The organism is Limihaloglobus sulfuriphilus (assembly GCF_001999965.1).
Taxonomy (GTDB): domain Bacteria; phylum Planctomycetota; class Phycisphaerae; order Sedimentisphaerales; family Sedimentisphaeraceae; genus Limihaloglobus; species Limihaloglobus sulfuriphilus.
Map to the genome: position 1 here is coordinate 435,997 of NZ_CP019646.1, position 13,356 is coordinate 449,352.

Sequence of the window (13,356 nt, forward strand, 5' to 3'; positions counted from 1 at the left end):
ATTGAAACGATTTTTTACATTTATAATTTGTATTGTCACAGCTTGTGCATTCTTCTGCTCCGGCTGTAATACTCCTTCGAATACAGTGCCTAAGAGATGCCCTGTCAGCCTGCCCGGCTACAGTTTTCCCGCCTGTTCTGTGGAAGAACGTCAGATTTGCAGGCTCGATGCCGGTGATCCGTCGGCTCCGCTGGTTCTGTATATCGGCGGGATACACGGCAATGAAAAGACCGGTATCAGCCTTTGCTGGGATCTGGCAGAAGGTATTGCTGATTCTTCTATCGATATCAGCGGAAAAAGGGTTATAATAATCCCTGTGTTCAATCCCGATGGTACCGCCGCGAATACCAGATACAACATCAACGGAGTTGACCTGAATCGAAACTATCCCGCAGAGAACCGGCAGGTCAGCAAGGTAAACGGTTTGGAGCCTGTAAATCAGCCAGAGTCACGGTTTATATATGAGCTTATACTCGATGAAAAACCGGAAAAGATTATAGTTCTCCATGAAGCTCTTGATTGTATTGATTATGACGGGCCGGGGAAACAGCTCGCAGAACAGATGGCTGCGGTCTGCCCGCTGGAAGTTAAGAAACTTGGAGCCCGCCCGGGCTCTCTCGGCGCATGGGCAGGGGAGACGCTTGGAATACCGATTATTTGCGTTGAATTCAGCGAAGCTGATTCAAAGCTCAGTGACGGGCAGCTCTGGCAAAGGTATAAAGAAATGATGCTGGCACCCCTTGATTAAACTCTTTAGGCTGCTTCTGTAAGTAATTATTTAGAAAAGAGATATGTAAGTCAACAGTTTTTGAAGATGTGGAACTGCACAGATTTGCAGCCGCAAAAATAAAGACAGATGCACTGGACAGAAAAAAACCGCGCACCAGAAAATGGTATTCCGGTGAGCGGTTTTGCCTTGCAGATTATATAAGTACTGGAATTAGCCTATCTTATGCCGTACTTTCCAGCGGGCTTTTCTCTTTTTGCTTCCGACTTTCCTTCTGCGTCTTGGTTTAGCCATTTATTTTCTCCGAATAATTAAGAAACTATCATTTATACTTTAAAAGACTTGAACTATATGTTATTATACGCATAAATCAAGTATATAAAAAAGTTTTTTAATAACAGGACATACTAAAATGATACAATGCAAAGATTGCGAGCTCTGTGATTTCAAAGAGGGCAAGGGCATAGTATTCCGCTGCAACCCGTTCGTCAACATTAAAGAACCGGAGTGTCTGACAAAGTGGCAACTGATGAAAACAGACCATCTTATAGCCAATATGAACATGCTCCTGCGAAGCCAGCAGAAACTTGCCCCGATCCAGGACAAACTCATTAAGTTTATGGAGCGGGAGATCGACGACATTGAGGAAACTGACAGCTGGAAGTACGGAACCGACGAGAATTACGACATAGAATTCAATGAAAACGACGATTGGGAAGACAACGAAGACGAGGAAAGTTTCTAATGTCCGATAAACAGAGTCCCAGCAAAGAGAAATCGCTCTGCTCAACATTTGAATGGCTTCTTATCGCTTTGGCGCTGGCCTTTACATACAGGGCGTTTCTGCTGGAAGCCTACAAAATACCTACCGGCAGTATGGCGCCGACACTTCGGGGCGACAGGTTTGCTGTTGCCTGCCAGAGCTGCGGCGAGAAGTTCGACTACGGTTTTATACCTGAGCGGTATCGCAGAGGGGCTAACCGTGAGGGTTTTTATCAGCTTGACCCGGGAACGATCTGCCCCAATTGCGGCACAACATCCAGGCCGGTAGCCTCTAAAATCAATGGTGACAGAATCCTTGTATTCAAAGGCAGTTATTATTTTCACGACCCGGACAGATGGGATGTTTTTGTCTTTAAGAATCCTACTGAACCGCATCTGAATTATATAAAGAGGCTTGTAGGGCTGCCCGGGGAAAAAATCGAGATAATTGACGGTGATATCTATATTAACGACAAAATAACCCGCAAACCTGCTAAGGTTCAAAACGAGCTCTGGATGCCGGTTTTCGACAGCAGGCTGACAGAGGTTGTCGCCTATAGCCAAAACCGTGAGCCGGTCTCGCCTATGATGAATTCTGAAGGCTCAAACTGGAGATACATTGAAAACGGCCGCTCATTTTCTCTTGATGAAACAGAGGGAAAAAAGCATGAATTATATTATAACTATAAGCAGGGACGTGACCTGCGGGCTTTTTATTCATATAACAGATATGATATGATCAACGTTGCTCCGTTCTTTTCCGATATGATGCTTGAGGCTTATGTGGCTTTTCCGGATCAGAGCGGTGAGTTCGAGGCTGTGCTTAGCAAGTACGGCACTGAATATACTGCATCTCTCGATGTTTCAGGCACGATGACTGTTTCGGCAAAAGAACCGTCAGGAAAGCGAAATGTTATAGCCGAAAAGACTATCAAACCACTTGATACCGACAGGCCGGTACGTTTCTGTTTTGAGAATTTAGATCACGTTCTTCGATTCAGCTTTGGGCCTGAAACACTCGAATACGATTTTGGCAGGGAGGCTCACGCCATGGGAGAGCCCGGCAGGCTGAGGCCTCAGATCAAGGTCGCCGGCAGCGGCAGGCTCCGGGTTGAGAATCTTCGAATAATGCGGGATATCTATTATTACGGCACCGGTTTTGATGATGAAACACTGCGAGCAGGGGAAGGCCGGCCTTATACGCTTGGAGAAGACGAATTTTTTGCATGCGGCGATAACAGCCCCGCCAGTTCTGATTCACGCTATTGGGATGCCCCCGGTATCGGCAATAACGCCAAGACATATCCGGCCGGTGTGGTTCCCAGAGACTACCTGATAGGAAAAGCGTTTTTCGTTTACTGGCCCGGCAGCTTCAAATATAATCTAAACCCTAAATTCAGCAAGTTGGGCAAATTCGCAATACTGCCTAATGTCAGCGAAATGAAATTTATCTATGGCGGGGTTGATGATGCCGAAATTGAAGCTGAAGAATAAAATATCATGCCGGCCAGACTGACACACAAGATAAAGAAGCCGCTTTGGTTTTTGAAGGATTTGCAACCGTCCTTTTTGCCCGGAACTGCTGAGATATGAGCAGGTTCTTAGAAGGCGATATCAAAGGGCATCTTTTAAGGCTCACTTTTCCCAGTATCGGAGGCATGTTTGCCATAATGGCATTCAACCTTACTGACACCTATTTTGTTTCCAGACTTGGAACAAGTGCCCTGGCGGCGATGGGGTTTACGTTTCCGGTGGTAATGGCTGTCGGGGCGCTGTCAATCGGGTTTTCAGTTGGCGCATCATCAATCGTTACAAGGGCCTTGGGTGCGGGCGACCGTGCTCTTGCCCGGCGTACTGTTGCTGATTGTCTTTTTATCACTGTTCTGGGCACGCTGCTGATAGGGTTTATCGGTTTTGTGTTTACACGAAAACTTTTTATTGTTCTCGGAGCAGAGGGTGAGGAGCTTGAGTTAGTTTGCCAGTACATGCGGATATGGTTTTTGGGCTCTTTACTGGCGGTTCTCCCCGCAGTTATAGACGGCTGCCTCCGCGCAACAGGTGATATGTTCAGGCCCTTTATTGTTATGAGTACTGTCGCGGCGTTTAACATTGCCCTGGATCCCGTTTTGATATTCGGGTTTGAGCCTTTGGGTATTCCGGCAATGGGAATAAGGGGGGCAGTCTGGGCGACACTGGCCGCCAGGCTGATCGGGACTTCTCTGACCTTTAGTTTTCTCCACTTTCACGCCCGAATGATAGACTGGAGCAGACCTCACATACGTGAGCTTTTAAAGTCGTGGAACCGTATCCTCCAGCTGGGGGTGCCGGCATCTATCAATCAGGCTATAAACCCGCTGCTTTTTGGAGTGTTGACAAGATTGGCTTCTTCAGTTGGCGGGGTCAAAGCTGTGGCGGCTATGGCTTCGAGCACAAGGATCGAAGGAGTTATGTTTCTTGTTTCAATCGCGTATTCAATCGCTCTGGGCCCATTCACCGGACACAATTACGGTGCAAGGCTTCTCGGCCGCGTAAAAGAAACAAGACAGCTGAGCAACAGGTTTGCGTTCTATTACTGTATCGCAAGCTGCATATTTCTTTTTTTTACTGCCAGGACGCTGGCAGGAATTTTCAGTGACGACACTGAGGTGATTCGCCTTACAAAGGCTTATCTGCTGATTTGTGTGTTTGGCCATGCGGGAGTACACGCAGTTATGTGGAACTGCCAGATGCTGAACACTATCGGCAAAACACGTAAAGTTCTCATGATAAACTTCTTTAAGGTTACACTGCTGTTGATTCCGCTAAGCTGGCTCGGAGGTCGTATTTATGGATTTGTCGGGCTTGCAGCAGGACTTTCTGTCGGGAACATGCTTGCCGGAATTCTGGCGGCTAAAATCGCCCGGGCCGACTTGAGCTGAGCAGGGGCCTTTGAAAAAAGGCCCATTTTATTATCAGTTGTTTTCCGCTTCAATTGCAAGTGCGGCCGCTCCGATTATGCCTGCATGTTTACCAACGGCAGCAAAACAAAGCTCACATTCGTCTTCCCTGCCCGGCCATACATGTAACCTGAAATAATACTTGATCCTGTCAAGGAGGGTATCACCCGAGCCGATCATGCCGCCGGCAAAGATTATTTTAGAAGGGTTTGTGAAGTTCTGGATTGTTACGCATAATATGCCCAGCGCTTCACAAATACTGTTTACGACGTATGTTGCGAATGAATCTCCGTTTTCACAATGATCGAAGATGTCAATGCTGGAAACCTCGCCTTTCTCTTTGAATATAGCTTGCAGAGACGAATCTTTGCCCTCGGAGAGCAGCTCATTTGCCCATTTGGTGGAGTTTATTACTGACGCGTAAGCCTCAATGCAGCCGTATTGACCGCAGGCGCATTTGCGGCCGCCGGGATAGACCACGATATGCCCCAGCTCGCCGCCGGTGTCGCGGCTGCCGTGAACCAGCTTGCTGTTGCAGATAACCCCGCCGCCGATTCCGGTGCCCAGTGTGAGAAAGACGTAGTCGGGAGTGTCTTTTGCTGTTCCGGCTACATGTTCACTCCACGCGGCGGCGTTGGCATCATTTTCCAGAGTTACCGGCATACCCAGCATCTGCGAGAATTTGTCGCGTACCGGATAGTATCTAAGCGTCGGCAGATTCGGCGGGTTAAGGATCATGCCCTCTTTGAGATTAACAGGCCCGGGCAAACCCATGCCCGCCGCCTTTATCTCAGAGAGCTTAAGACCTTTTTTCGCGGCGAGATCTTGGCAGGCGTTTGCTACGTCCTGCAGTATCAGATCCGGTTCTCGTTCCGCGCCCGAGGGGATAGAGCTTGCCTCAAGAAGGTTGACATCCTGATCAAAAAGACCTAATTTAACCTTCGTTCCGCCAAAATCAATTCCAAAATAATATTGCATTTTCAGTTTCCTGCTTTCTGCTGTCAGTTCTCTGTTTCGCTGATACAAAACTCAAGGCGGCAGATCTCAGTCGTCTGCCGCATAATCTTAGTATCGGCCTGAATCAGTTTTTTACGTTATTCCTGTGATATCCTATTTGTAACTGATGTCTGAAAGTTTAACATAATCAGGCAGCTCACCTACAAGCGGCTTTACGTAGTCAATGAATTCGTCCGTTACGAAATTGCCATCTTCGCTGATGAAGTTATCCGGCATAGGCTTTGCGCGAACGGCAACATCAGAGAGGCTTGCTTCGCCTGTGACACAGCTGTAGCCCTGTCCGGCTCCGCGTTCAAGCGTAACCATTACGCCGGTTTTTCCGTCTTCGGCGTATTTGACCGCGGTGCGTCCGCAAAGATACGCCTCATCGAAATCAAGCTGAACACCTCTGTCTGCACCGCACATCGGCAGAGATTCGGTTATCTGGAACTCACCGCGAAAACCGAATTCACTGCTTATCATGGAATGAATTCCAATCGCGGCACTTGCCCCGCCCATGGCTCCGAACTCTACATTACTGAACTTGTCACGTGTTTCGGAAGCCGAGACTGGCCTTCCCTCCGGAGTCATTATGCCCTCGCCGCAGACGATAGAGACAAAACCGTATTTCTTGTAAGCCGCTTCAACGTCAGCGAAAAACTTTTCACGAATAAACGGCCGTTCCGGCAGACAAAGAATATGCGGGGCATCCTCTTCTGATTTCTTGGCAAGCGCCGTCGCGGCCGGCAGCCAGCCGGCTTCACGGCCGATACACTGAAAGACGACAAACTGATCCACACGTTTCATGTCACGAGCAAGAACACCGGCCTGCTGAACGGAGAGTGTCATATACCTGGCAGCGCTTGGAAAGCCAGGGGTGTGATCGGTGCCGAAGAGGTCGTTATCAACTGTCTTTGGAATACCAATGCCGCAGAGCTCATAGTTTTGTTTTCTGGAATATTCTTCTAAGCGGTGAATTGTGTCCATCGTATCATTACCGCCTATAAGAAAAACGTAACGTATATTGTACTTTTTCAATAATTCAATAATTACCGGCAAATCTTCCTCTTGCAGCTTATGCCGGCACGAACCAAGAGCGCTTGATGGAGTTGAGCGAAGTCCGTCTATAATCTTTCGGTCCTGCGCAGCTAAATCGACAATATTTTCCTGCATAAAGCCTTCTATTCCATAACGCATGCCCAGCACCTTATCAATATTCGGGCATTCTATCGCAGCGTCAATCACACCGGCCAGGGATGAATTTATGACGGAGGTAGGTCCGCCTGACTGACCAATAATCGCATTACCTTTAAGCATAATTAAATCCTTTGTAAAAATATTTCTTCTATTTTATTATCCAGTTGAGTAGATTTTTAACAAAATTCACGTATTTTTCACCAACCTGAATTTCGTCTCCGCCGGGCGCACAGGCGTCAATACGCTTCTGTCCCCAATCTACAAAGCCGCCCGCCCAGTGCGGCGCAAGATCAAACGCCAGAGCAGATGTACGGCCCTTACCAAAGCTGCCCAAAACAAGAGCAGGGGTTGTATCAGACTCGCTGAAAATCACCTCATTATCTTCGAGATGGGCCCTGTATTGAACCGCCTCGAGAAGAATCTCGGCATCTTTTTTCGATGTAAACCGGTTCAGGCCCGCTACTGCCGGCATCTCACTGTTGAAATCAAGTCCCGCCGTAACAGAGCTATGCGATATACACTTGAGAAACCACGGAAACGCGCTGTTGAGCCTGTCATCCTGCCGGGCCATAACTACAGGCAGAACATCCTCTATTGGGGTGTTCACGTATGAACCGAAAAGGGAATTGAAAGATTCCCAGCCGCCAATCATCAGCAGACCCGCTCCGGCCTCAACGCTGTGCCGAATTGCCTCAAAAGCACCGGCGTATTCGCTGCAGGCTGGATAGTCACTTAAAATATACGCCGAATAGCCGTCCACTTCCGAAATGGATATCGGAGAAGCGGAGGGTATATAGTCATAATCTATCCCGCAATGACTCATCACGCCTGCAAGGTAACTCGCCTGCATGTGAAGTTCCGTGTCACCAAGATATAATACTTTTTGTTTCATTATTACATACTCGCGAAATGCTTAATGCAGTTTAGCGGTTCATAAAGTCTGTACCCAAACGAACATCTTGTGTCATAAGGGCATTCTTACACAATAAAATCCAAAAATGAAGTAATTGGAATGTGGATTATATTGAAAATAATATATATGTAAACTCTAAACTCAGCCTTTGTACCCGTCAGGCCGGCTGGTATGCCATTTCCAGGCGGATTCCACGATTTTTTCAAGCTGAGGCGTCTTCGGTTTCCAGCCAAGTATTTCTCGTGCTTTTGTTGAATCAGATGTCAAAACAGGAGGATCGCCCGGCCGGCGGGAAGTCTCTGTAACTCTGAAATCTCTGCCGGAGACCCTTTTGACAGCATCTATTACCTGCCGCACACTGTAGCCGGTTCCGTTGCCGAGATTGTATATCTGCTCGGGGGTCTCATCAAGTCTGTTAAGAGCCAGCAGATGCGCTGAGCAGAGGTCCTCAACATGTATGTAATCACGGATACACGTTCCGTCCTTAGTTTCATAATCAGTGCCGAATATCTTGATGTCATCTCGTTTGCCCATAGCCGCCTGTATTATCAATGGTATCAGATGCGATTCGGGGCAGTGGTCCTCGCCAAGTGTTGAGCCGCGGCCCGCGCCTGCCGCGTTGAAATAGCGGAGTGCCGCGTAGTTGAGTCGGCCGGTCTGGCTGAGAAATCCGCACATCTTCTCGACGGCAAGTTTGCTCTCACCATAAGGGTTTATTGGTGTTTTTGATTCATTCTCTGTTATTGGTGTGTTTTCAGGCGTACCGAACACCGCGGCTGTAGAGCTGAATACGAATTTCTTGATGCCTGCTGTTTCCATGGCGCGAAGCAGAGTTCTGGTGTTGGAGAAGTTGTTTTCGTAATATCTCAGGGGATCATTGACAGATTCTCCAACTTCGATAAACGCCGCGAAATGCATTACAGCTTCAATTTCAAAATTCTTGAAGGTTCTCAGCAGGCAGTCATAGTCCGACAGGTCACCATAAACGAATTTCGCTTCTTTTACCGGCTCTCTGTGTCCTTTGCTCAGATTGTCGTACACAACCGGTGTGTGGCCCGCAGCTTCGAGCATTGCAGTCATATTACTGCCGATATATCCGGCCCCGCCGCATACAAGTACATTCATGGGTATCCGTGTCCTTAAATCTTATTTTTCAGTTTTTTCTGCGTTATTTATCTGTTCTGTGATTCTCGTTTCGAGTGCCTTGTCGCGGCCCAAGTCTATCCAGCTGTATTCGTCTTTAGGGACAAGGGTATTCGTGCCTTTGCCTCGTTTGCTGTAAAGCATTCCCGTCTGCGATACGCTGTAGGCCTCGCGCCCCGGCATAGAAAGGCGTTTTACATTGCTTATGCAGGAAATCCTGACACCTTTCTGCTCTTTGGCCAGATCCAGTGAGACCGTTCTGACGAGATTATGGATGTTGGAGTCCAGTTTCGCTGACCCGTCGGCGTTGTCACTTCGCCATAATTCAAAAAACTGACCGCCTCTCAGCGGCTCAGTGATTATAACGCCCTTGTCAACATCGTATTTGTCAATATTAAAATACATCCGGTTCAGGACATCGCGGCTAAGCTGCATAGCCTCTTCGACAGTGCAGTTGTGTATAAACGCGGTTTCGGCTGATTCACCTGCGGATTTGGGCCCGCGGCACCCTGCCGTTATAACCACCGCTGCGGCAAGTATATATATAGTTTTGCGCATAAATTCACCTGTATAGAATGGTATTGTTATAATTCTAAGAAATAATTATATGGTTTTGATTTCTGAATACAAGCGGTATTTGCCCTATACGCCGTGAATCGCCGGCAATGAGATGCCGTTTCAGAAATTCCAGGAAACAGTCAGACTGGCGATACTGTCTTTTGCGTGCTGATTCTCGTACTGGTCTGTGAAGAATGTCTGGGAGTATTTAATGTCGAAGTCCTTTATGTTTATGACGATACCCAACTGGGCCTGGGCAGTGAGGGGTTCTTCTTTGAGGCCGGTTAGAAACCTGTTATGCTCGACACCTCTGCCGGAAATTCTGCCGAATAGATATGACGAGCTCTTAGATGTCGCGGCCGTGCCGTCTATCGGCAGCCGATACCTGCCCGGCCCCAGCTCGCCCGGTTTGATGATTCCAAGCCGCATAAGCATTCCCGCCTCGGCATGTCTGAACACAGAGCCGACGGTAAGCCCGTAATCAGCGAGAATATCAAAGTCGTAACCAAAGAGTTCATAAGCATCTGTGAGCTTTTGCCGGATATAATAGTCGAGATTTATAGCGAATTCATCTGAAAGCTGCTCGTCCCAGCCTATCGGCTTCGGGGAGCCGGTGATTTCATGAACAGGTTTCTGTATGGATTCGCCCAGAGCTGACGGGCCTATTACACCCATATTCAGCTCGATATATTCGAGTTTTTCTGAGTTTGAGCGGACATTAAAAAAACCGCCGTAGAGCCAGGCATTATACTTCATATCAGGCGTAGGCCGCATGTTCGGCATGTCAATATAGTCGGGGGTATATAGGTCTTGGGCAATATAAACTCCCGACTCTCTGAGAGGCTCGGCTCCAGAGGCGAATGCCCAGCCGCCGAAGTAATCCAGCAATTGCCAGTCAGGCGTTTTCGTTACCCATGCCAGTTTGAAACCATTGGTATAATGCCGGTCGGTATTGTGGTTGGGCTTTAGGATTTTGCTGTCATTCTGGAGATAAAGGTTGAGTGATTCCCCTGCGGCGGGAAATACGCTCATAAACACAATTATCGCTGTCAGTATAGCTTTTGTTTTTATCATTCGGTGTTTGTTTGCTGTATTTGAATTCCAGGTTTTAATTTTGACATTCACGGACATCTATGCGGCTTATTTAACCGCCTTTCTATTATTAGAGCAGAACTCGCCCATCAGTTTCATCGCTTCGTTGAGGTTTTCAGAGTCTCCGTCAATTTTCGCGAATGCCTCTACGAGTTTCACCAGCTCAGGATCAGCGGGCTTAAGCCCAAATTTGTGAGACGGGTTCACTATGCCCGCGTCCAGTCCGTACCGCATAGCCACTTCAACATAAGCACGGGCAACACCGATTTTTCTGCCCGGCAGGTCTCGCACAGAGTTGGTAACTCCCAGAGAGCAGTGGCAGTCTTTCATCTGCGGATGCGTTTTAATCCGCTTGATGGTCTCGAATGCCCTGTATGTAAAGCCGCTTTGGCCCGGCATCATCGGCATATCTATCGCCAGCGGGAATACTGTTGTATCGAAGAAAATATCATCCGGCTTGAATCCGTAGCGGTTCACGGCGGCATCGAAAATCTTTTCTGCTATCTTGAAGAGCTCTCCGATCGGGTCATCACTGGTCACCTGTTTCTCATCCGCAACCAGCAGGCCGATAAACTTGAATTTGTAATCCTTTTTCAGCGGCATAATCTCGTCAATAGTGTGTTCCTTTATTGAGTTGATCAGCGGCACGCCCACTTTCTGCTTCGTGTTGTACCATTCAGCCAGCCCCGCCTTTAGAACATTATCATCGCTGCTGTCGATACATGCCGGCACTCCGTGGCTCCATTTGCGAACGAGACGGACGTACTTTTTCATAAGCTCGGCTGTCAGCTGCGGGTCATCTTCCCCGAAAGCGTCAAGGTTGATCGCGATGTAGTCGGCGCCGTCTCGTGCCTGCTGGTCAATCAGAGAATGAATGTACTCAAGCTCGCGGCTGTTGGCGGTATCCCAGTTATCCAGCTTGTGAAGGGCTTTCATTACCTCGCCGGTATTGGGGATAGAAGCGTGCACCATTTCGCCTATGTTTATTATCGGGCATTTCACTGTATGATCCTTTGACAAAATATAATTAACAATTGAAGCGCTGTGTTCCAGCTCGGGCATTCGCGGCTTGTTTGACCTGGCCCTGAGTTTTTCCAGTCCGCCCTCGGTGGCAGCCGCGGCTTTGTAAATATATTCGCCAATACAAATTCTGTCAAGGTTATTGCAGCAGTATCCGTCTTCTGTGCTGTCGCCGCAGGGTGCGTTGTCGAGACCTTTTTCGCAGCCGCCGATGGTGCAGTAGCTGAAGTTCTCGGGCAGGTAGCAGTCGCCGCATTCCTCGCATTCAAAAAGCCAGTACTTTATCGGCTTTTCAATTCCGTTGAAAGCGGAATAACAGAAGCCCTTGGCCTTGTCCATTCCGCAGACTTGCATGGTTGATTTGAGGCACTTTCCAACTGTAGATTCGGGGTTGATTATATGCTCGTGCATGAAATCAAAGTTTTTCTGGCGGAATTTACGTTTGGGCTTTGACAGCTGGACTTTCTCGCCTGTTTCGTAGTAGAGGTACCAGCTTTTCTTGGCCGGCCAGCAGAGGTTATCTTTGTAAGCCTCCCAGCTCTCGCCAATCTCCGCCGCACGTTTTAGTATCTTGATGAACGTCTGATAGTCTTCTACTCCGCCAAGATCAATTCCCGCGGCTCCGATTGATTTGTACATGGCAACCTGCTGGGCAGCGCGTTCAATGTGGTCTTCGACTGATTCACTGATGATTTTCTTGAAGAATTCGTCGCTGACAAAACAGCCCGGCAGTTTTCTATCGTGCATAAGACGCGGCGCAGGAGTAAGAGTGCTCAGGAAATACACGTTGCCCAGCACCGGGGTATCGAGGTTTTCGTCTTTGAGATACCGCATAAGCTCGGCGGATTTTCGCCAGTCCCAGCCGACCTGCGTAATCAGGAATTCTGCCCCTGCGCGGATTTTCTTTTCCATCTTGAAATACTGCTGCATCTGTGAGGCTTCTGTGTATTTAAACGGAGAGACTGCCGCGCCGGCAAAAAACGTGTTAACCTTCTCCAGGCCGTCGGGTTTGGCTTTGATGTATGATTCGTTGTTCAGCTCACGCATCTTGTTCAGCAGGCCGATAGATTCCAGGTCAAAAACGCCCTGAGCGACGGTCGGTTTGTCGCCGGTAAGGGCCAGTATGCTCTCAATGCCGCTGGCACGGTAGCCGTAGAGCCGGCTGACCAGGGCATCGGAGTTGTAGTCTTTACAGCTCAGGTGCGGAATGAAATCCAGCTCCCCCAGCAAATCGTTCTGGCGAAGATGTGCCAGGATAACATCGGGGTCGATGTTCGCAACGCCGCCGGGGCTTTGAGGGTTGGTGATGCCGACATAGTCGAATTCGTCCGGGATATCAAGCCCGTTGGAGTTTCTGAATGCCTCCATGAATTTGTTTATAGGTGCGAGATTGCAGTTGGGGCCGCTGCATAACTCAGTGACAATAACAAACTTATCTCTCGTTTTGAGTGCCTGGCTAAGTCTCTTGCCGCTCATCTGTAAACTCCATATTCTACAGGATCATTGATAGAAGCGAAAAACTTTGAATAATACGCTTCTGTTAAGTTTAAAACCAAAAAAATAGCCTAAAACAGCGGAAAAATCAATATAAATCGCAAAACAGCAGAATATTGCCTAAATATGACGCTTTTGATATATTTTGTATAAATCGAAGGGGTTTACTCTCAACTCTTTATTCACAAAGAGATTATCAGTGCATCGCGAGTAACAGTGCGTTTGCCGTTCTAAAGTATGGCGGCAAGCGCCGGCGCGACACCGCTTATAAAACCGATGTAGCCCAAAACGCTGCTTAAACGGGAAAAAGCGGTGCCCCCTGTAGAGAGAATTCACGAATTCTCTCAAAAAGGTAATGTCCGAAACAACATTAAAATAACCAGAACCGGTCATAAACCGTTATTGGGTTTTATTCTGCGTACAGATGGGCATAAGCGTCTGGAGCAAATTCGTGAATTTGCTCTACAAAAGCTTAAACACCGCGTCGATGTTGTCGGCTCTCTCCAAAATCGTCGGCA

11 protein-coding genes are annotated in these 13,356 nt (G+C 48.1%); 4 read left to right on the forward strand and 7 right to left on the reverse strand.

Translation table 11 applies throughout. The features are described 5' to 3' along the window. Window position 1 precedes the first annotated feature (1 nt). The 4 genes from SMSP2_RS01640 (at window position 2) to SMSP2_RS01655 (ending at window position 4,407) form a co-directional block, all read left to right on the forward strand. Window positions 2-748: a DUF2817 domain-containing protein gene (locus SMSP2_RS01640; RefSeq protein ID WP_186804800.1), complete on the forward strand. Its 747-nt coding sequence runs from the start codon at window positions 2-4 to the stop codon at window positions 746-748. A gap of 391 nt (window positions 749-1,139) precedes the next feature. Next, the gene (locus tag SMSP2_RS01645; protein ID WP_146682293.1) at window positions 1,140-1,472 is read left to right on the forward strand and encodes a hypothetical protein; all 333 of its coding nucleotides are present in this window, start codon (window positions 1,140-1,142) and stop codon (window positions 1,470-1,472) included. Next, window positions 1,472-2,983, forward strand: a complete 1,512-nt coding sequence (gene lepB / locus SMSP2_RS14955) for a signal peptidase I (RefSeq protein ID WP_222566384.1) — start codon at window positions 1,472-1,474, stop codon at window positions 2,981-2,983. The genes SMSP2_RS01645 and lepB overlap by 1 nt, the downstream gene beginning before the upstream one ends. 95 nt (window positions 2,984-3,078) lie before the next feature. Continuing rightward, window positions 3,079-4,407: an MATE family efflux transporter gene (locus SMSP2_RS01655; protein ID WP_146682294.1), complete on the forward strand. Its 1,329-nt coding sequence runs from the start codon at window positions 3,079-3,081 to the stop codon at window positions 4,405-4,407. A 33-nt stretch (window positions 4,408-4,440) separates the two neighbouring features. On the opposite strand, the gene SMSP2_RS01660 is transcribed toward SMSP2_RS01655, so the two are convergent. The 7 genes from SMSP2_RS01660 to SMSP2_RS01690 form a co-directional block, all read right to left on the reverse strand. Further along, window positions 4,441-5,403: an ROK family protein gene (locus SMSP2_RS01660; protein WP_146682295.1), complete on the reverse strand. Its 963-nt coding sequence runs from the start codon at window positions 5,401-5,403 to the stop codon at window positions 4,441-4,443. Between the two features lie 132 nt (window positions 5,404-5,535). Further along, window positions 5,536-6,738 carry a diphosphate--fructose-6-phosphate 1-phosphotransferase gene (locus SMSP2_RS01665; RefSeq protein ID WP_146682296.1) on the reverse strand — a complete coding sequence of 401 codons (1,203 nt, stop codon included), beginning with the start codon at window positions 6,736-6,738 and terminating at the stop codon, window positions 5,536-5,538. 28 nt (window positions 6,739-6,766) lie between these two features. Beyond that, window positions 6,767-7,510 (reverse strand): glutamine amidotransferase, encoded by a 744-nt coding sequence (locus tag SMSP2_RS01670; RefSeq protein WP_146682297.1) that lies wholly within the window; start codon window positions 7,508-7,510, stop codon window positions 6,767-6,769. A gap of 162 nt (window positions 7,511-7,672) precedes the next feature. Then, on the reverse strand, window positions 7,673-8,656 hold the full coding sequence (gene galE, locus SMSP2_RS01675) for a UDP-glucose 4-epimerase GalE (protein WP_146682298.1): 984 nt from the start codon (window positions 8,654-8,656) through the stop codon (window positions 7,673-7,675). 21 nt (window positions 8,657-8,677) lie between these two features. Beyond that, window positions 8,678-9,232 carry a hypothetical protein gene (locus tag SMSP2_RS01680; protein ID WP_146682299.1) on the reverse strand — a complete coding sequence of 185 codons (555 nt, stop codon included), beginning with the start codon at window positions 9,230-9,232 and terminating at the stop codon, window positions 8,678-8,680. A gap of 120 nt (window positions 9,233-9,352) precedes the next feature. Next, window positions 9,353-10,306 carry a lipid A deacylase LpxR family protein gene (locus SMSP2_RS01685; protein ID WP_186804801.1) on the reverse strand — a complete coding sequence of 318 codons (954 nt, stop codon included), beginning with the start codon at window positions 10,304-10,306 and terminating at the stop codon, window positions 9,353-9,355. A gap of 66 nt (window positions 10,307-10,372) precedes the next feature. Then, window positions 10,373-12,820 (reverse strand): methylenetetrahydrofolate reductase C-terminal domain-containing protein, encoded by a 2,448-nt coding sequence (locus tag SMSP2_RS01690; RefSeq protein WP_146682301.1) that lies wholly within the window; start codon window positions 12,818-12,820, stop codon window positions 10,373-10,375. Window positions 12,821-13,356 lie beyond the last annotated feature (536 nt).

Excerpts from the sequence above, each read along its gene's own strand:
- SMSP2_RS01670 (WP_146682297.1), bottom strand. The coding sequence starts at position 7,510 with ATGAAACAAAAAGTATTATATCTTGGTGACACGGAACTTCACATGCAG.
- SMSP2_RS01655 (WP_146682294.1), top strand. The coding sequence starts at position 3,079 with ATGAGCAGGTTCTTAGAAGGCGATATCAAAGGGCATCTTTTAAGGCTC.
- SMSP2_RS01660 (WP_146682295.1), bottom strand. The coding sequence starts at position 5,403 with ATGCAATATTATTTTGGAATTGATTTTGGCGGAACGAAGGTTAAATTA.
- SMSP2_RS01690 (WP_146682301.1), bottom strand. The coding sequence starts at position 12,820 with ATGAGCGGCAAGAGACTTAGCCAGGCACTCAAAACGAGAGATAAGTTT.
- galE (WP_146682298.1), bottom strand. The coding sequence starts at position 8,656 with ATGAATGTACTTGTATGCGGCGGGGCCGGATATATCGGCAGTAATATG.
- lepB (WP_222566384.1), top strand. The coding sequence starts at position 1,472 with ATGTCCGATAAACAGAGTCCCAGCAAAGAGAAATCGCTCTGCTCAACA.
- SMSP2_RS01665 (WP_146682296.1), bottom strand. The coding sequence starts at position 6,738 with ATGCTTAAAGGTAATGCGATTATTGGTCAGTCAGGCGGACCTACCTCC.
- SMSP2_RS01685 (WP_186804801.1), bottom strand. The coding sequence starts at position 10,306 with ATGATAAAAACAAAAGCTATACTGACAGCGATAATTGTGTTTATGAGC.
- SMSP2_RS01680 (WP_146682299.1), bottom strand. The coding sequence starts at position 9,232 with ATGCGCAAAACTATATATATACTTGCCGCAGCGGTGGTTATAACGGCA.
- SMSP2_RS01645 (WP_146682293.1), top strand. The coding sequence starts at position 1,140 with ATGATACAATGCAAAGATTGCGAGCTCTGTGATTTCAAAGAGGGCAAG.